This window comes from Isoptericola sp. NPDC060185 (assembly GCF_042728595.1).
In the GTDB taxonomy this organism is placed as follows: Bacteria; Actinomycetota; Actinomycetes; order Actinomycetales; family Cellulomonadaceae; genus Isoptericola.
Window position 1 is genome coordinate 124,850 of sequence record NZ_JBHWYY010000005.1, and the last position, 18,417, is coordinate 143,266.

Consider the following 18,417-nt stretch of genomic DNA (forward strand, 5'->3'; position numbering starts at 1 on the left):
TGCGGGTGTAAGTTTCAAATTGGAACTTACACCACGACGCGGGATGGACGCGCACCCCGGCCCGGCGAGAGGATGACCACCATGCGCCGCGAGGACCTTGCCGACAGCTCGTGCGGCATCGCGCAGTCCCTGGGCGTCGTCGGCGACTGGCAGAGCCTGCTGATCGTCCGCGAGGCCGCCGCCGGCGTCGCCCGGTTCGAGGGGTTCGACCGCGAGCTCGGCCTGTCGCGCCGGGCGCTCACGGAGCGGCTCGGGTCGCTCGTGGAGCACGGCGTGCTCGAGAAGGTGCCCTACTCCGAGCGCCCGCCCCGCCACGACTACCGGCTCACCGCGCGCGGCGAGGGCCTGCTGCCCGTGCTGCTCGCCCTGCAGGAGTGGGGCACGCGGTTCGTCATGGGCGACGGCACGCTGAGCGGCGCCCTGGGCGACGGCGACCTCGCCCGGGCGCGGGCGCTGAAGGGCACGCGGGTGCCCGACGTCGCGCTCACCGCCCACGACGGCTCCACCGTGCACCTCGTGGACCCGGACCGCTGGACCGCGCTGTTCTTCTTCCCCGGCGCGTACGCGCCCGGCACCCACGGGTACCCGCCACGCTGGGGGGACGTCCCGGGCACCGCCGGCTGCACGCTCGAGTGCGTCACCTACGGCCGCCGGCACGCCGACCTCGACGCCGCCGGCGCGCGGGTGCTCGGCGTGAGCACCCAGCACCCCGAGCAGCAGGCGGCGTTCGCCGCGCACGCGGACCTGCCCTACCTGCTCGCGTCGGACCAGGACGGCCTCGCCGCCTCCGCCCTGCGGCTGCCCGTGTTCCGCGCGGGCGGCGCGGACCGGCTCAAGCGGGTCACGCTCCTGGTGGACCCGGCGGGCGTCGTGCGGCACGTGCAGGCCCCCGTGACCGACCCGGCGCAGTCCGTCGACGACGTGCTCGGTCTCCTGCGGGAGCTCGCCCGCGACGGGGCACCCGCTCAGCCTCGGGGATAGGGTCGAGACCTACCGGAGCCGGCGGAAGGAAACCCCCCACGATGACGACCCCGACCAGCCCCAGCAGCGCGTCCTCGCACCGCTACCCGCACGTCGCGGAGGCGTCGATCCACGTGACCCAGCCGCCCGAGCGGGTGTGGGCGGAGCTCATGCACCCGGGCGCGCGGTGGATGCTGGGCGCGAACATCGAGACGGACTTCCAGCCCGGCAGCCCGGTGACCTTCGAGGGGCACTTCTTCGGGCGCCAGTTCGCCGACAAGGGCGTGGTGATCGCCGTCGACCGGCCGCGGCTGCTGCACTTCACGCACTTCTCCCCGCTCGCGGAGCTTGCGGACGTCCCGGACAACTACCACGAGATTCGCATCGGTCTCGAACCGGACGAGACGGGTACGGTGGTGTCCGTGCGGCAGGAGAACATCGACACGGCCCAGCACGCGAGCAGCTCGCAGGCCCACTGGCAGGACGCGCTCGCCACCCTCGCCCACCGCGACGGTGCCCCTGCCCGACGCGCGTGACCCCTCGGCGCGGGGCGGCGCCCGTCGCCGCCCTGCTCGCCGCCGGAGCGCTCGCCGCCGGCTGCTCCGGCCCGGTCGGCGAGCCGTCGCCTGCGCCCGCTCCCGAGTCGTCGTCCGCGGCGTCCCCGACCAGCGCCCCGTCGCCCACCCCCTCCCCGACGCCGCCGCCTTCCCCGACCGCCACCCCGAGTCCGACGCCGACCGCCTCGTCGTCGGCGAAGCCCACGGAGGGCACCGCGGAGCCGGACGACGTGCTCGCCGGCTGGACGCTGCGCCAGAAGGTGGGCCAGCTGGTCATGGTGGGGGTGTCGGTGAGCGACCCGGCCGCGGTGAGCGCCGAGGCGATCCGCGACGACCACGTGGGCAACCTCTTCCTGCACGGCCGCAGCACCGCGGGCGTCCAGGCCACGCGCGACCTCGTCGACCGGTACACCGCGCTGGTCTCGGCCCGTTCCACGCACGGCACCCCCCTGCTGGTGGCGACCGACCAGGAGGGCGGCCTGGTGCAGGTGCTGCGTGGGCCGGGGTTCTCCACGATGCCGAAGGCCACGGAGCAGGCCACCTGGAAGCCCGCCACGCTCGAGAAGCGCGCGCGGGGCTGGGGTGACGAGCTCGCCGCCGCCGGCGTGAACCTCAACCTCGCGCCCGTGATGGACCTGGTCGACGAGGCCGACGCCGCGGACAACCCGCCCATCGGCTACTTCGGCCGCAGCTACGGCTTCACGCCGACGAGCGTGGTGCGCTCCGCGGACGCGTTCAGCGCGGGGCAGCGCGCGGCCGGCGTCGAGACCGTGATCAAGCACTTCCCGGGTCTCGGGCGCGTCACGTCGAACACGGACACCTCCACCCACGTGACCGACGACGTCACCACCCACGACGACCCGTCCGTCGGCGTCTTCGCGCAGGGGATCGACGCCGGCGCGCGGTTCGTGATGATGTCCACCGCCATCTACACCAAGATCGACCCGGACGCGCCCGCCGCGTTCTCCCCCGTCGTCGTCGGCGACCTCCTGCGCGACCGGCTCGGCTTCGACGGCGTCGTCATGACCGACGACCTGTCCGCGGCGGTCCAGGTGCAGGGCTGGTCGCCCGGCCGGCGCGCGGTCGAGGCCGTCGACGCCGGCGTGGACCTGGTGCTCGCGTCCGCCGACCCGTCCGTCGCGCCCGCGATGACCGACGCCCTCGTGGCCAAGGCCCGCAAGGACCCGGCGTTCGCGAAGAAGGTCGACGCGTCCGCGCGCCGCGTCCTTGCCGCCAAGGCCGCCCTCCCCGCGAGGTAGTCCGCATCCCGGCGAGGTAGTCCGAACCCCCGCGAAGTAGTCCAGCTCTCGCCGAGGTAGTTCGAGATCCCGCGAGGTAGTTCGGTTCGCGCCGAGGTAGTCCACTACCTCGACAGGAATCGAACTACCTCGCGGGATCTCGAACTACCTCGGCAGGTTTCGGACTACCTCGGCGGGTCCGCCGGGCGCGAACATCGTTGACCCGCGCGACGGCCGGGTCTTGGCTGACGGCATGACCCCCACAGCACCCGGTGTCCCGGACCCGGCGGAGCTCCGCCAGGTCGCCTCGTCGTTCGGCGTCGACGCCGACCGCTACGACCGAGCCCGCCCGCGCTATCCGGACGCCCTGATCACAGCGGTGGCCTCGGCGGCGGCCCGGGTCGCGCCGGCGGGGCGCACGCCGCGCGTGCTCGACGTCGGGGTGGGCACCGGGATCGTCGCGCGGCAGCTGCGAGCCGCGGGGTGCGACGTGCTCGGCGTGGACGTCGACGACCGCATGGCCGAGGTGGCGCGCCGTGACGGGACGGAGGTGGAGGTCGCCCCGTTCGAGGAGTGGGACCCGGCGGGACGGTCGTTCGACGCCGTGACCGCCGGCCAGACGTGGCACTGGGTGGACCCGGAGGCGGGGGCGAACCGCGCCGCCGACGTCCTGCGCCCCTGCGGGGAGCTGAGCGTGTTCTGGAACGCCGGCGACCCGCCGGCCGCCCTGGCGGCGGCATTCGCGGCCGTCTACGCGCGAGTGCTGCCCGGGTCGCCGATGGCGACGGCGGGGACGATGACGTCGATCGACGGCTACGCGCCCATGGTGGCCCGCGCCGGTGACGGCGTGCGGGCGACCGGCCGGTTCGAGGCCCCACGCGAGCACCGGTTCGACTGGCAGCGCACGTACACCCGCGACGAGTGGCTCGACTGGGTGCCCACCACCGGCCTCGCGACGCGCCTGCCCGCGGAACAGCTGCGCGCCGTCCTGGACGGGCTCGGGGCCGCGATCGACGACGTCGGGGGCAGCTTCGTGCAGCAGGGGTTCACCCTCGCGCTCACGGCGGCCCGCGCCTGACCCCGCCCCGGGCGTGCGCCCGGCCCGCGGGCGAGGATCGAGCATGGCCCGCACGGCCGGCGAGGTGCTCACGGACGCGATCCGCACCCAGGCGGAGACGATCCTGCGCGGCCACGACGACGTGCGCCTCGCGGCGTCGGGCCCCGACGCTCCCGAGGCCGTCCACGACGCGCGCGTGGCCGTGCGACGGCTGCGCGGCACGCTCCGCGCGTTCCGGCCGTGCCTCGACCCGGAGGACGGCACGCTCGACGCGCTGACGTGGTGGGTCCGCACCCTCGGGGCGGCGCGCGACGCCGAGGTGCGGCGCGCGGGCCTCGCGGCGCTCGCCGCCGACCTGACCACCGACCCGCCCGGTGCCGACCCCGAGGTGCACGCGGGCCTGGTGCTGCTCGACGGCGCGCTGCGGGCCGCGCACGAGGACGCGCGGGGCGGGGTGGCGGAGGCACTCGCGTCGCCCCGCTGCCGGGACCTCACCTCGCGGCTGGACGCCCTCGCCGTCGCGCCGCACGCGGTGCTCGGACCCCGGGCGGGCGATCCGGGTGCCGACGCGGCGACGGCGCTGCGCCCGGGCGTCGAGCACGAGCTGGCGCGGGTGCGCCGTCGGGCCGCACCGGTGGCCTCGTGGGCGGGCCCGGACGACGGCCCTCGCCCGGCTCCGGAGGCGGTGCACCGGCTGCGCAAGGCCGCGCGCCGCGCGCGCTACGCCGCCGAGGTGCTCGGCACCTCGGGCGACGCCGGGACCGATCGGTGGGCCGCCGCCGTCGTCGACCGCCATCGCGCCCTGCAGGACCTGCTGGGCACCGTGCACGACGCCGACGTGCTGCGCGCGTCCCTCGTCGGCCTGTCGGGGCCGCGCACGGCCGCCGCCGTCACGGCGTGCACCGCGCTGGGCGACGAGCGCGCCGCGCGTGCTCTCGAGGCCGCCGCGGACCTCGCCCGCTGACCTGTTCCCTTCGAGCAGGGGACGGTCAGTGGCCGCCGGAGACCAGGAAGACGAGGCCGAAGGCGATGGCGCCGACCACGACGCCCATGCACACGATCGCGCCGGCGAGGCGGGCCGGCGACGGGCGCGGGATGGCGATGACGCGGGGCGCGGGGCCGTCGGCGTCGGACGAGGTGGCGGGCGTCTCCGCGGTGGTGCCGGCCAGCAGCCGGAGCCCGAGGGCGAACAGCGCGGGGATGCCGGCGCCGACGATCAGCCCGGCGACGAGCACCTGGCCGAGGGCGCCCCACTCGATGAAGTCGGTCATGCTCCCACCTTCTGGTTCGAGGCCCCGCTGAGGGAGGCGACGGCCGGGGTGACGGACGATGCGGTGGCGACGGCGGGGACCGGGGCGACGCGCTCGCCGCCGGCCTCGCCGGTGGTGGCGGCGACAGCCTCGACGGACGCGCCCTTCTCCTCGTCCCAGGCCTCGTTGACGTTGGTGTGGTCGACGGGCTTGCGGCGCGACACCAGCCAGATCGCGGCGGAGACGACGACCAGCAGCGCGAAGACGGCGATGGTGCCGGCGGCGCCGCCGATGGACGACTCGAGCCAGTGGCACAGGGCGCCGACCAGGCCGGCGGCCGGGAGGGTCACCATCCAGGCCACGAACATGCGGCCCGCGACGCTCCAGCGCACCTTGGCGCCCGGCATGCCGACGCCGGAGCCGAGCACGGAGCCGGTGGCGACGTGCGTCGTCGAGAGCGAGAAGCCGAAGTGGCTCGACAGCAGGATGACGGCGGCCGAGGAGGTCTCGGCGGCCATGCCCTGACGGGTGTCGATCTCGACGAGGCCCTTGCCGAGCGTGCGGATGACGCGCCAGCCGCCCAGGTAGGTGCCGAGCGCCATGGCGAGGGCGCAGCTGATGATCACCCAGAACGGCACGCCCGAGTCGGCCGGCACGGCGCCGCCCGCGATGAGGGCGAGCAGGATGATGCCCATCGACTTCTGCGCGTCGTTGGTGCCGTGCGCCAGGGAGACGAGCGACGCGGAGCCGATCTGGCCCCAGCGGAAGCCGCGGCTGGTGACGTCCTGCGGGACGCCGCGGGTCAGGCGGGCCACGAGCCAGGTGCCGAGGCCGGCCACCGCGATCGCCACGACCGGGGCGATGAGGGCCGGCACCAGCACCTTGGACACGACGCCGGACCACAGCACGCCCGACGTGCCGACGGCGGCGAGCACGGCGCCCACCATGCCGCCCACGAGGGCGTGCGAGGAGCTGGACGGGATGCCGAACAGCCAGGTGATGAGGTTCCAGGTGATGCCGCCGACCAGCCCGGCGAGGACGACGGGGAGCGTGATGACTCCCGCGTCGACGATGCCCTTGGCGATCGTGGCGGCGACGGCGAGGGAGAGGAACGCGCCGACGAGGTTGAGGACGGCGGACAGCGCGACGGCGGTCCGGGGCTTGAGGGCTCGGGTGGCGATGGAGGTGGCCATCGCGTTGCCCGTGTCGTGGAACCCGTTCGTGAAGTCGAACGCGAGGGCCGTCACGACGACGAGCGCGAGCAGAAGCGTCTCGGTCACGGCACCCATCGTGGGGGGTGAACCTCGGAGTTTTCGACGGTCTGCCGTCCGTTCGGTGAACTGTTCCGGGACTGTTCACCTGCTGTTCATCTTGAGGCGGCGTGTCGTGCTCGCGCGTGGCGGGACGCGCGACGAGACGGCCACAGCACGGCTATCGGGGCGACGGCGCCGAGCCCCCGTAGTGCGCGGCCAGGCGGCGCAGGCCCTCGTCGACGTCGACGGCGGGCGTCCAGCGCAGGTCGCGGCGCGTGGCGCGCTGGTCGAACCAGTGCGCGGTGGACAGCTGCTCGGCGAGGAAGCGCGTCATCGGTGGCTCGTCGGCGCCGGGGCGCACGCGCCACAGCGCCTCGACGAGACCGCCCGCGGACCGCGCCAGGCCGGCAGGCACGCGCCACGCGGGCGGCGTGACGCCCGCGGCACGGCAGATCCCGGCGAGCAGGTCCGCGACGGTGCGCGGCTCGCCGTTGGTCAGCACGTAGGCGCGCCCGCCGACGACGTCGGGCGCGTCGTCGAGGCGGTCGAGGGCGGCGAGGATGCCGTCGGCGGCGTTGTCCACGTACAGGGTGTCGATGAGCGCGGCGCCGTGCCCGAGCAGCGGCAGCCGCCCGCGGCGCGCGCGGTCGACGACGCGCTCCACGAGCTGGGTGTCCCCCGGCCCCCAGACGATGTGCGGACGGACGGCGACGACACGCGGCGCGGAGGAGCCCCGGCCCGCCCCGCCGCCGTCCCGGCCCAGCGCCAGCACCTCGGCGGCGGCCTTGGTGCGCGCGTACTCGCCGCGAGCGCGCTCGGGGTCCGCGGGCGTGGCCGGCGCGCCCACCAGCGACGTCCCCAGGTGCGCGACCGACGGCGACGACACCTGGACGAACCGCGCCACCCCCGCGCGCTCGGCGGCGTCCAGCAGGGTCCGCGCGCCGTCCACGTTCACGGCGCGGAACTCCGCGGGGTCCCCGGCCAGCGACACCTTGGCCGCGAGGTGCACGACGGCGCCGACGCCGTCGACGGCGCGCGCGACGACGTCCGGGTCGGTCACGGTGCCGAGCACGTCCGCCGCGCCCTCGACGCCCGACGGCCGCCGCTGCAGCGTGCGCACGTCGTCCCCGCGCGCCACGAGCGCGCGGGCCACCGCGCCGCCGAGCAGCCCGGACGCCCCGGTCACCAGCACGGTCACCCCGGTCACGGCGCGCCCCACCGGCCGCCGGTGAGCACGCCGTCGGCCCAGGCGGCGAGGCGGCCGCGGTCGATCTTGGAGTTGTGCCGCACGTCGGTGGGCATCCGCGGCACCACCAGCACGGCCGCCAGCGGCACGGGGGACGCCGCGCGGACGGCGGCTGCGAGCGCCTCGGACGCGAGCCCGGGGCGCCGCACGCCGGCCACGGTCTCGACCACGGCGACCGCCTGCTGCAGCCCGGCCGGGCCGACGCCGACGACGGCGGCGCGCCGCACCTCGGGCACGCGCTCCACGTGCTGCTCGGGGCCCACCGGAGCGAGCGGGCCGTCGGCGGTGCGCAGCACGTGCGCGAGGCGGCCCTCGATCCACAGGCGGCCCTGGTCGTCCAGGTGCCCGACGTCGCCGGTGCGGTGCCAGCGCCCGGGCGGGGTGTCCCGCTCGGCGGCCAGGTCCGTCAGCCACAGGCGGTCGTAGCGCTCCTTGAGGTGCCCGGCGCGCACCAGCACCTCGCCGAGCACGCCGGGCGCGTCGGACGGCGCGCCGGTCGCGGCGCCGTCGTCGTCGAGCGCGCTGACCAGCACCTCGCCGCCGCCGACGGGCAGGCCCACGCACACGCCGTCGTCGGGCGCCGCGGCGGCCTCCCGGATGCCGTCGAGCGTGACGTCGGTGACGAGCAGGCACTCCGTCATCCCGTACGGGGTGTGTGCGGTCGCGGCGGGCATGAGCTCGGCCGCCGAGCCGAGCAGCGCGGCCGAGATGGGCGCCCCCGTGGACAGGACCGTGCGCACGCGGCCGAGGGCGGTGCGGTCGTCGTCGTCCAGCGCGTCCGCGGTCGCGACGACGTTGAGGATCGCGGCCGGGGACAGGAAGACGATGCGCGCGTCCGACGCCCGCACGGCGTCGGCGACCGCCCTCGCGGTCAGGGTCGCGGGCGAGGACACGTCCATCACCGGCGTCACCGACCGCGTGCCGAGCGCGGGGCCCAGCAGGGCGAACGGCGCGAATCCCGTGACCAGGCCCGTCTCGGGCCCGACGTCGAAGTGCGCGGCGAGCGCGTCGCGCAGGGCCGACAGCTCGGCGTGCCGGTAGACGACGCCCTTGGCCGGGCCCGTCGAGCCCGACGTGAACAGTACGGCGGCCTCATCCTCGGGCCCCGGCTCGGGCGGCAGCGGGAGGCCCTCGCCCGCCCGGGCGACGTCGACCAGCTCGTGCGTCACGCCGAGCGCCCGGCGCGCCGCGGGGGCGAGCGGCTCGGCGGAGATCCGCACCCCCGGCCAGCCCAGCGCCCGCGCGGCGGCCAGGCCCTTGCGCTGCGCCACGACGAAGCGCGGCCACGCCCCGCGCTGCGCGCGCGTCAGCCCGCGCACGCCCAGCCCGGCGTCGGCCACGACGACGACGGCGCCGATCCGCAGGCACGCGTACACGACGGCGGTCAGCGTGGGCCCCGGCTCCACCAGCAGCGACACGCGGTCCCCGCGCCGCACGCCGATCCCGTGCAGCCCGGCGGCGATGCGCCGCACCTGCCGGTCCAGCGCCCGCCAGCTCGCCGTGAACGGCCGCCCGTCGGCCCCGGGCACCGACATGTCCAGCACGGCAGCCCCTGGGTCGCCGGCCCGCGCGTCCAGCGCCGCCCACAACGGCACGAAGCGGGACACAGCACCCGCCCCCGCACCGCCGCCGGCTGGGCGCGTCGACGCACGCCCGGTCGGCTCGGCCGACAAATCGAAAGGCACGTTGTCGTACGAGGCGGCGGGGTCGACAAGCTCGGGCGCGGATGTAGACCTTCCCGAAGTGGAGGGCCCCCTGGGGCCCGTGAACGCATCCGCGCCCGAGCTTGTCGACCCCGCCGCCGAACCTGACCCCGCCGCCGAACCCAACCCCGCCGCCGACGGCACCCCGGACAGGAACCGCAGCACCGCCGGCACCCACTCCACGTCCTCCGCGATCAGGTGACCGGCGTCGACGAACCGGTGCACGTGCGCGTGCGGCAGCCGGTGCACGAGGTCGTCGAGGTAGCGGTCGGAGAAGATCGGGTCGTGGGGGCCCCAGAGCATGACGGCGGGCACGGTCAGCGCGGCGACACCGGCCGCGATGCGGTCCAGCTCCGCCGCGCTGGGGTGGGCGTCGTCGACCGGGATGTCGGCGACGAACCCCTCGATGCCGTCGCGCTCGCCGGCGGTGAGGTACGGCAGCCGGTAGGCCGCGGCCACGTCGTCGGCCAGTCGCGGACGGGCCAGCGCGAGCGTGGTCTCGAGGAAGGCGCGCGTGGTGCGGGTGCCGAGCCGGTGCACGGGCCCGGCGAGGGCGAGGCGCAGCGGCGCGGGGACCGGCGCGCCGTCGGGCTGGTGCACGGCGGTGTTGAGGAGCGCGACGCCGGCGAGCTGGTCGGGGTGGTCCACGGCCCAGCCGAGCGAGACGACGCCGCCCCAGTCGTGGCCCAGCGTCACGACGGGCCCCGTCAGGCCGAGCGCGTCGGTGAACGCGCCGAGGTCGGCGACGCGGCGGGCCAGCGGCCGGTGCTCGCCGGTGCGCCCGGACAGGCCCATCTCGAGCTGGTCGACGGCGACGACGCGCCACGCGGGCGCCCCGCCGACAGCAGCGCCGTCGCCCGCGCCGCCGGCCGCGTCGACGGCCGCGTCGCCGGCGCCGGTCACGAGGCGCCGCCACAGGTACGACCAGGTGGGGTTGCCGTGCACGGCGAGCACGGTGCCGACGGGCTCCACGCCCCGGGCGGCGAGCTCCGGCCCGTTGTCGAGGTAGTGCCACGACCCGCCGCGTGCGTCGGTCAGCACGTGGCTGTACCGGGGGTCGAGGCCGGGGAGGCCGGGCGGGACGGTGTCGGCGGGGCGCAGGACGGTCACGGGACGGGTCACGGGGCCGGTCACGACGCCCGTCACCAGGCGAGCTCGAGCATGGCGGTGTTGATGCCGGAGCCCACGCCCATGAGCAGCACCCGGTCCCCGGCGCCCAGGGTGTCCTGCTGCTCCGCCAGCGTGATCGGCACGGACGCCGGCCCGACGTTGCCCAGCCGCTCGTACGTCGTGGGGACGGCGGCGGGGTCCAGGCCGACGGCCTCGACGATCGCGGTGGTGTGCACGCGCGACACCTGGTGCGTGACGTACCGGTCCATCCCGGACCAGTCCCAGTCGGCGACGGCGTCCTTCCAGGCGTCCACGACGAGCTCCAGGCCGCCGTCGAGCAGCGCCTTCGCGTCGGTGAACATGCCCTCGGTGCTGCCCACGCACAGGTCGTGGAACTGCGTCGCGGCGCGGGTCACGCCGCCGACGACGCGGTGCCCCTCCGGGTGCTCGTCGGCGCGGCCGAGCACGGCGGCGGCCGAGCCGGAGCCGAGGGTGAGCGAGGCGAACTCCTGCATGAAGTCGTCGCGGGTGCGGTCGGCGCGCAGCAGCCGCTCGATGGTGCGGTCGTGGATGACGTCGGCGTCCTCGCCGTCCACGACGACGGCGTAGCGGACCTGGCCGGAGTCGATCATCCCGGCGGCGAGGCTCATGCCGTTGATGAAGCCGAGGCAGGCGTTCGCGACGTCGAAGTTCACCGCCGACGACGGCAGCCCCAGCCCGTGGTGCAGCCGCACGGCGACGGAGGGCTCGAGGTGGCGCCGGGTCACGGAGGTGTTGATGAGCAGCCCGACGTCGGCGGGTTCGACGCCCGCCACGCGTAGCGCCTCCTGCCCGGCGGCGACGGTGGCGTCGTCCACGTCCTCGGCGGTGGTCCAGGCCCGGCGCTCCTGCACGCCGGCGACGCGCTGCAGCAGCGTCGTGGGCAGCCGCAGCCGGCGCAGCGCGGGCGCGAGCCGCTTCTGCACGTCGGCGGAGGTCCGTACGCCGGAGGGCAGGCGGCTGGTGACGGCCAGCAGCGAGACGTTGGCGAACCGGGTGGTGGCGTTCCCTGACACACGAGCTCCAGACGGCCGGTCGTGCGGGCGCGCACGGAGCCGGCTCAGCGGCGACGAAGCGGGGCCGCGCGACCCCGGCCCCGCGACGGTACGACGTCCGGGGCGCGCCCGCCGTTCCAGCATCGCGATGTGGGATCGACCACCCCGGGTTCACCCGGGCCGCTCGCGGGCCCCCCTCCGTCCGCCCGCCGGCCGCCTCAGCCCTGCCCGACGCCGAGGACGTCGAGCGTCCACGCGTGCTCGAACGCGATCTCCTCCCAGCGCGCGTACCGGCCGGACACGCCGCCGTGGCCGGCGGACATCTCGATCTTCAGCAGCGCGGGGGCGCCGGCGGCCCGCAGCCGCGCCACCCACTTGGCCGGCTCCACGTAGAGCACGCGCGTGTCGTGCAGCGACGTGGTGGCCAGGACCCGCGGGTACGCGGACGCGTCGTCGGGCACGTTCTCGTACGGGCTGTAGGCCTTCATGCGGGCGTACACGTCGGCGTCGTGCAGGGGGTCGCCCCACTCGTCCCACTCGACGACGGTGAGCGGCAACGTCGGGTCGAGCATCGAGGTCAGCGCGTCGACGAAGGGCACCCCGGCGAGCACGCCGGCGAACAGCCCGGGCGCCAGGTTGAGCGCCGCGCCCACGGTGAGCCCGCCCGCGCTGGCGCCGTCGGCCACCATGCGCTCGGGCGACGTCCAGCCCGTCTCCACGAGGTGGCGGCCGCAGGCGACGAAGTCGGTGAACGTGTGCTCCTTGGCCGCGAGCTTGCCGTCGTCGTACCAGTGCCGGCCCAGCTCGCCGCCGCCGCGCACGTGGGCGACGGCGAACACGACGCCGCGGTCCAGCAGGCTGAGGCGCGGCACGGAGAAGTAGGGGTCGATGCTCGCCTCGTACGCGCCGTACCCGTAGAGCAGCAACGGCGCGGGCTCCGCGCGGGTGCCGGCCCCGTCGAGCGTCACCGCGTCCCGCCGCCACACGAGGCTGATCGGCACCCGCGTGCCGTCCTCGGCCGTGGCCCACTCGCGGCGCTGCGCGTAGTCGGCCGGGTCGTAGCCGCCCAGCACGGGCTGCTGCTTGCGCACGTGCCGCTCGCCGGTGGCGAGGTCCACGTCCAGCACGGTGGCGGGCGTGACGAACGACGTGTGCTGCACCCGCAGCAGCGGCTGCTCCCACGTGGGGTTCGCGTCGAGGGCCACGGAGAACAGCGGCTCGTCGACGTCGATCTCCCGCGGCGTCCACGGCTGGTCCGCCGTCGTGCGCGTGAGGTCGACGACGGCGATGCGCGGCAGGGCCTCGCGCCGCAGGCTCAGCACCACGTGGCGGGCGAAGGCGTCCACGCCCTCGAGCCGCACGTCCGGGTCGTGCGGCACGACGACACGCGCCGCGGCGGGGTCGAGCGGCCCGGCGGAGTGCTGGCCCGCCCGGGCGGGGACGTCGGTGGCGACGAGCGCGAAGTTCTCCGCGCCGTCGTTGTGCAGCACGAGCAGCACGTCGCGGCCGTCGGTGCCGGAGCCGTCGTCGTCCGACGGCAGGACGGCGTGCTCCACCGTGTACTCGACGCCGTCGCGACGCTCCCAGACCGTGCGGAAGTCGCCGGTCGGGTCGTCCGCCTCCAGGACGCGCGCCTCGCTGGTCGTCTTCGACCCTGCCTCGATCACCAGGTAGCGGCGGGAGCGGGTGAGCCCGACGCCGATCCAGAACCGCTCGTCGGGCTCCTCGAGCACGAGCACGTCGTCGGCCGCCGGGGTCCCCACCTCGTGCCGCCACACCCGGTACGGCCGCCACGCGTCGTCGACCGTCGGGTAGAAGAGGTACCGGCCGTCCGGGGTGAGCATCGCGCCGGGGAACGTGTCCTCGACGACGTCGGGCAGGTCCTCGCCCGTCGTCAGGTCGCGCACGCGCAGCGCGAACCGCTCGTCGCCGGTGGTGTCGACGGCGTACGCGAGGCGGGCGCCGTCCTCCGAGACGTCGAACGACCCGAGGGCGAAGAAGTCGTGCCCCTCGGCCGCGGCGTTCTGGTCCAGCAGCACCTGCTCGCCCGCCGGCACCGTGCCCGGCTCGATCCGCGGCGGAGCCCATTCCCCCGCCGCGGGCACGCGGGCGTGGATCGGGTACTGCCGGCCCTCCTCGGTGCGCGTGTAGTACCAGAAGGAGCCCATCCGGACGGGGACGGACAGGTCCGCCTCCAGGGTGCGTGCCTTGATCTCGTCGAACACGTCCTGCCGCAGCGGCGCGAGGTGCGCGAGCTGCGCCTGCGTCCACGCGTTCTCGGCGGCCAGGTGCGCCAGCACCTCGGGCGAGTCCTTGTCGCGCAGCCACTCGTAGTCGTCGACGACGTCGTCGCCGTGGTGCGAGCGGACGGTCGGGCGGCGCTCCGCGACGGGGGCCTCGGCAGGGGCCGCGACGGGCGCGTCCTGCGAGGTGGGGGCGAGATCGGCGGCGGGCGTGAGGTCGTCGGGCACGCGGCCAGCCTAGGTGCCGCCGGCGCCCGGACGGGATCCGCCCGCGTGATGCACGACTGTGACCTGGATCTGTCAGGTGCGTCACATTTTGCTCGCTACACTCACGGCACGCTCGCGAAACCCTGCGGATACATGGGGCCTTTAGTGTCCCTGCATCGACGGGGCGAGCGGGTGGGACCCCGGGCTCGCCCGGGGAACGACACCGACCTACGGAGGACCCGGCCGATGACGACGGACCGACCGACCAGGGCGATCGTGCTGCGCCGCACCGCGGCGGCGCTCGCGATCGCCCTCGCGCCCCTGGCGCTCGCCCTGCCACCAGCACAGGCGAGTCCCGGAGCGGAGAGCGCGGCACACACCACAGCCGCCGAGAGCACGAGCACAGCCATACCCACCGACTGCACCCCCGGCGACTCCACGGCCTGCATCGCCGTCCGGGTGGTCGACGAGGCGGGCGACCCCGTGGCCGACGCGAAGCTGACGATCACCGGTCCCGGCGGGTTCGACGAGACGGTCACCACCACCACGGACCGGATCTCGATCCCCGTCGAGGAGGTGGGCCGGTACACGGTCACCCTCGACCCGTCCTCGCTCCCCGCCGGTCAGGCACCGCCCGCGGAGACGACGACGGAGGTCGTCGCCCAGACCGGCGGCACGGGCCGCGCGGCCTTCCTCCTCGGGACGGCCGCGGAGGACGAGGCCAGCCCGTCGGCCGAGGCCACGACGAGCGCCCCCGCCGACGACGAGACCGCCACCGAGGGCGACGCCGTGGGCACGGCCCCGGAGGGCGACGCCTCCCAGGGCGACCTGTCCTGGGGCCAGGTGTGGCAGCAGTTCGGCTCCGGCATCCGTTTCGGCCTGCTGCTCGCGCTCGCGTCCATCGGCCTGAACCTCGTCTTCGGCACCACCGGGATGTCGAACTTCGCGCACGGAGAGCAGTTCGCCCTCGGCGCGGCACTGGGGTTCATCGCCATCAACCACTGGGGGATGTCGATCTGGCTCGGCGGCGCGCTGACCATCGCCCTCTGCGCCCTCACGGGGCTCGGGCAGGACGCCGCCATCTGGCGGCCGCTGCGCCGCCGCGGCACACCCGTGATGCAGCTGATGATCGTCTCGATCGGCCTCTCGATCACCCTGCAGTACGTGATCCAGCTCTTCATCGGCGGCAGCTCCCTGCGCATCGTGTCGAGCAACCCGAAGCCGCTGACCCTCGTCGGGATCACGCTCAGCACCACGTCGTGGATCTCGATGGCGGTCGCGCTCGTCTGCCTGGTCGGCTTCGCGCTGTTCCTCACGCGCACCCGCCTCGGGCGCGCCACCCGCGCCGTGTCGGACAACCCCGCGCTCGCGTCGGCCACCGGCATCGACCCCGACAAGGTGATCCGCATCGTCTGGGTACTGGCCACCGCGTTCGCGGCGCTGGCGGGGCTCATGTGGGGCATCTCGTACGGGTCGTTCAACTGGCAGGTGGGCGTGCAGCTCCTGCTCCTGATGTTCGCCGCGGTGACCCTCGGCGGGCTGGGCACCGCCTTCGGCGCCCTCGTCGGGTCGATCCTCATCGGCCTCGTCGTCGAGCTGTCCAACCTCGTGATCCAGAGCGACCTGCGGTACGCGTCGGCGCTCGTGATCCTCATCCTCGTGCTCCTGATCAGGCCGCAGGGCATCCTCGGCCGCCGCGAGCGGATCGGCTGAAGGGAGACCGACCATGGACGAGTTCCTCAGAATCCTCACGCAGTCCCTCGCCGAGCTCATCGCACCCACGACGGCTGCGTACGCGGTCGCGGCGATCGGCCTCAACCTGCACTTCGGGTACACCGGCCTGCTCAACATGGGCCAGGCCGGCTTCATGCTGCTCGGCGCGTACGGCTTCGGCATCGCGACCATCGCCGGCGCGCCGTTCTTCCTCGCGCTGGTGATCGCGCTGGCCGCCGGGCTGCTGTTCGCCCTGGTCCTCGGCATCCCCACGCTCCAGCTGCGTGGTGACTACCTGGCCATCGTCACGATCTCGGCGGCGGAGATCATCCGCTGGATCGGCCGGTCCACCTGGCTGCAGGAGTGGACCGGCGGCGCCTCCGGCCTCCAGGGGCGCAACTACAAGGGCACCTTCCAGGACCTGTCGCCCCTGCCGGACGGCCGCACCGCGCTGGGGCCGCTGGAGTACATCAACACCGGGTCCGACTCCTGGTGGACGCGGATCTTCGCGTGGGGCGTCGTCGCCCTGGCCCTGCTGTTCGTCTGGCTCGTCACCCGCAGCCCCTGGGGCCGCGTCCTCAAGGGCATCCGCGAGGACGAGGATGCCGTGCGTGCGCTCGGCAAGAACGTCTACTCGTACAAGCTGCAGTCGCTGGTGCTGGGCGGCATGCTCGGCGCGCTCGGCGGCGTGCTCTACGTGCTGCCGATCACCATCGCGCCCGACGCCATGGGCCGCACGATGACGTTCTTCGTGTGGACCGTGCTGCTGCTCGGCGGCGCCGCCACCGTCTTCGGGCCGGTCCTCGGCGCGATGATCTTCTTCGGCGCCTACATGCTCATGCGCACCGGGATGCGCGCCCTGTCCGAGAACACCGGGGTGGGCGAGATCATCAGCACCACCAACGTGGAGCAGATCGGCGGCATGCTGGTGGGGATCACCCTCATGCTCCTCGTGATCTTCCGGCCGCAGGGCATCCTCGGGAACAAGAAGGAGCTGGCCTTCAATGTCCGCTGACATGTCCGAAGAGACCTCGGCCGGCCAGGACGCCGGCACCGCCCCCGAGCCCGAGTCCGTCGTCGACGCCGCCGCGGCGGCCGCCGTCGCCCCCACCTCCGCCGTCGCGGCAGAGGCCCGCGACGACCTCGCGCACGTCGAGGCCGTCGTCGGGGCGTCCAAGCCGGACGCGATCCTCGTGGCCGACGACGTCGTGCGCCGGTTCGGCGGCATGACGGCGGTCGACGTCGAGCACCTCGAGGTGCAGCGCGGCGCCATCACGGCGCTCATCGGCCCGAACGGCGCCGGCAAGACGACGTTCTTCAACCTCCTCACCGGGTTCGACACCCCGCAGAGCGGGCGCTGGAGCTTCGAGGGGAGGTCGCTCGCCGGCAAGAGCGGGGCCCGCGTCGCCCAGTCGGGGATGGTCCGCACGTTCCAGCTCACCAAGGCGTTGTCGCGGCTCACCGTGCTGCAGAACATGCTGCTCGCGTCCCCGAAGAACCCCGGCGAACGGTTCTGGCTCTCGTGGCTGCCGTTCACCTGGCAGGGGCACGAGAAGGCCGCCACCGAGAAGGCGATGGAGATCCTCGCCCGCTTCAAGCTCGACGCGAAGGCGGACGACTTCGCCGGGTCGCTCTCCGGCGGGCAGCGCAAGCTGCTCGAGATGGCGCGCGCCCTCATGACCGACCCGACGATGATCATGCTCGACGAGCCGATGGCCGGCGTGAACCCGGCCCTCGTGCAGTCGCTGCTGGGGCACGTGCAGGCGCTTCGCGACCAGGGCATGACCGTGCTGTTCGTCGAGCACGACATGCACGCCGTGCGGCACATCTCCGACTGGGTGGTCGTGATGGCGGAGGGCCGCATCGTGGCCGAGGGCCCGCCGACGACGGTGATGCAGGACCAGGCCGTCGTCGACGCGTACCTCGGCGCCCACCACGACACCGACCTCGGCGACGACTCGCTGCTCGACCCCGAGATCCTGGCCCGCCTCGAGGCCGAGGAGGAGAAGCGATGACCGACACCCTGACGACCGAGGCCCACCGCGGCGGCGTCCCCGAGGGCAAGGAGGTCCTGCTCCGGGCCGACGCCCTCGTCGCCGGCTACATCCCCGGCGTGCACATCCTCGACGGCTGCTCGATCGAGGTGGGTAAGGGGGAGCTGGTCGGCATCATCGGCCCCAACGGCGCCGGCAAGTCCACGCTCCTCAAGGCGCTCTTCGGGCTGGTGAAGATCCACTCCGGCACGGTGACGCTCGAGGGCGAGGACATCACGGGCATGAAGGCGAACGCCCTCGTGGCCCGCGGCGTCGGGTTCGTGCCGCAGACCAACAACGTGTTCCCCTCGCTGTCCGTCGAGGAGAACATGCGCATGGGCGTCTACCTGCGGCCCCAGGCGTTCGAGGAGCGGTGGTCGTTCATCCGCGACCTGTTCCCCGTGCTGCACGAGCGCCGCACCCAGCGCGCCGGCGCGATGTCGGGCGGAGAGCGGCAGATGGTCGCCATGGCGCGCGCGCTCATGATGAACCCGTCCGTGCTGCTGCTCGACGAGCCGTCCGCCGGCCTGTCCCCCGTCCGCCAGGACGAGACGTTCCTGCGCACCCGCATGATCAACAAGGCCGGCGTGTCCGTGATCATGGTGGAGCAGAACGCCCGCCGCTGCCTGCAGATCTGCGACCGCGGCTACGTCCTCGACCAGGGCAGGGACGCCTACACCGGCACCGGCCGGGAGCTCCAGTCCGACCCGAAGGTCATCTCCCTCTACCTCGGCTCCCTCGCGGAGGACACGAAGTAGCACGGCTCCGGGACGACGGCGCGGGCTGGTCCGCGCGGGCATCACGCGCCCGCGC

The 18,417-nt window shown here is 74.8% G+C and carries 15 protein-coding genes; 9 read left to right on the plus strand and 6 right to left on the minus strand.

Translation table 11 applies throughout. From position 1 onward, the window contains the following. Positions 1-81: 81 nt before the first annotated feature. The 5 genes from ACFWDO_RS03670 (at position 82) to ACFWDO_RS03690 (ending at position 4,776) form a co-directional block, all read left to right on the plus strand. Complete coding sequence (locus tag ACFWDO_RS03670; protein WP_380325389.1) at positions 82-981, plus strand: winged helix-turn-helix transcriptional regulator; 900 nt, start codon at positions 82-84, stop codon at positions 979-981. Positions 982-1,022: 41 nt separating this feature from the next. Further along, positions 1,023-1,496 (plus strand): SRPBCC family protein, encoded by a 474-nt coding sequence (locus ACFWDO_RS03675; protein ID WP_380325386.1) that lies wholly within the window; start codon positions 1,023-1,025, stop codon positions 1,494-1,496. Beyond that, on the plus strand, positions 1,493-2,776 hold the full coding sequence (locus tag ACFWDO_RS03680; RefSeq protein WP_380325383.1) for a glycoside hydrolase family 3 N-terminal domain-containing protein: 1,284 nt from the start codon (positions 1,493-1,495) through the stop codon (positions 2,774-2,776). Before ACFWDO_RS03675 ends, ACFWDO_RS03680 begins: the two co-directional genes overlap by 4 nt. Before the next feature lie 232 nt (positions 2,777-3,008). Next, positions 3,009-3,833: a methyltransferase domain-containing protein gene (locus ACFWDO_RS03685; RefSeq protein ID WP_380326104.1), complete on the plus strand. Its 825-nt coding sequence runs from the start codon at positions 3,009-3,011 to the stop codon at positions 3,831-3,833. A 43-nt stretch (positions 3,834-3,876) separates the two neighbouring features. Continuing rightward, a complete protein-coding gene (locus tag ACFWDO_RS03690; RefSeq protein ID WP_380326107.1) occupies positions 3,877-4,776 on the plus strand; it encodes a CHAD domain-containing protein in 900 nt (299 codons plus the stop codon). Positions 4,777-4,801: 25 nt separating this feature from the next. Here ACFWDO_RS03690 and ACFWDO_RS03695 read toward each other — a convergent pair whose 3' ends face one another. The 6 genes from ACFWDO_RS03695 to ACFWDO_RS03720 form a co-directional block, all read right to left on the minus strand. Continuing rightward, positions 4,802-5,083 carry a hypothetical protein gene (locus ACFWDO_RS03695; RefSeq protein WP_380326110.1) on the minus strand — a complete coding sequence of 94 codons (282 nt, stop codon included), beginning with the start codon at positions 5,081-5,083 and terminating at the stop codon, positions 4,802-4,804. Beyond that, entirely contained in the window at positions 5,080-6,351 is a 1,272-nt protein-coding gene (locus tag ACFWDO_RS03700) for an anion permease (RefSeq protein ID WP_380326113.1), read from the minus strand. Before ACFWDO_RS03700 ends, ACFWDO_RS03695 begins: the two co-directional genes overlap by 4 nt. Positions 6,352-6,493: 142 nt before the next feature. Next, the gene (locus tag ACFWDO_RS03705; protein WP_380326116.1) at positions 6,494-7,513 is read right to left on the minus strand and encodes an NAD-dependent epimerase/dehydratase family protein; all 1,020 of its coding nucleotides are present in this window, start codon (positions 7,511-7,513) and stop codon (positions 6,494-6,496) included. Positions 7,514-7,518: 5 nt separating this feature from the next. Then, complete coding sequence (locus tag ACFWDO_RS03710; protein ID WP_380346795.1) at positions 7,519-10,410, minus strand: alpha/beta fold hydrolase; 2,892 nt, start codon at positions 10,408-10,410, stop codon at positions 7,519-7,521. Next, on the minus strand, positions 10,407-11,429 hold the full coding sequence (locus tag ACFWDO_RS03715) for a 3-oxoacyl-ACP synthase III (protein ID WP_380325339.1): 1,023 nt from the start codon (positions 11,427-11,429) through the stop codon (positions 10,407-10,409). Before ACFWDO_RS03715 ends, ACFWDO_RS03710 begins: the two co-directional genes overlap by 4 nt. Positions 11,430-11,626: 197 nt before the next feature. Beyond that, complete coding sequence (locus tag ACFWDO_RS03720) at positions 11,627-13,879, minus strand: S9 family peptidase (protein WP_380325342.1); 2,253 nt, start codon at positions 13,877-13,879, stop codon at positions 11,627-11,629. Between the two features lie 225 nt (positions 13,880-14,104). On the opposite strand from ACFWDO_RS03720, the gene ACFWDO_RS03725 reads away from it, so the two are divergent. From ACFWDO_RS03725 to ACFWDO_RS03740, 4 genes are read left to right on the plus strand one after another with little or no spacing between them, the layout of a single operon-like run. Then, on the plus strand, positions 14,105-15,571 hold the full coding sequence (locus ACFWDO_RS03725) for a branched-chain amino acid ABC transporter permease (RefSeq protein ID WP_380325345.1): 1,467 nt from the start codon (positions 14,105-14,107) through the stop codon (positions 15,569-15,571). A gap of 13 nt (positions 15,572-15,584) precedes the next feature. Continuing rightward, the gene (locus tag ACFWDO_RS03730; RefSeq protein WP_380325348.1) at positions 15,585-16,586 is read left to right on the plus strand and encodes a branched-chain amino acid ABC transporter permease; all 1,002 of its coding nucleotides are present in this window, start codon (positions 15,585-15,587) and stop codon (positions 16,584-16,586) included. Position 16,587: 1 nt separating this feature from the next. Continuing rightward, the gene (locus ACFWDO_RS03735; RefSeq protein WP_380325351.1) at positions 16,588-17,586 is read left to right on the plus strand and encodes an ABC transporter ATP-binding protein; all 999 of its coding nucleotides are present in this window, start codon (positions 16,588-16,590) and stop codon (positions 17,584-17,586) included. Next, on the plus strand, positions 17,583-18,362 hold the full coding sequence (locus ACFWDO_RS03740; protein WP_380325354.1) for an ABC transporter ATP-binding protein: 780 nt from the start codon (positions 17,583-17,585) through the stop codon (positions 18,360-18,362). Before ACFWDO_RS03735 ends, ACFWDO_RS03740 begins: the two co-directional genes overlap by 4 nt. The last annotated feature ends 55 nt before the right edge of the window (positions 18,363-18,417 follow it).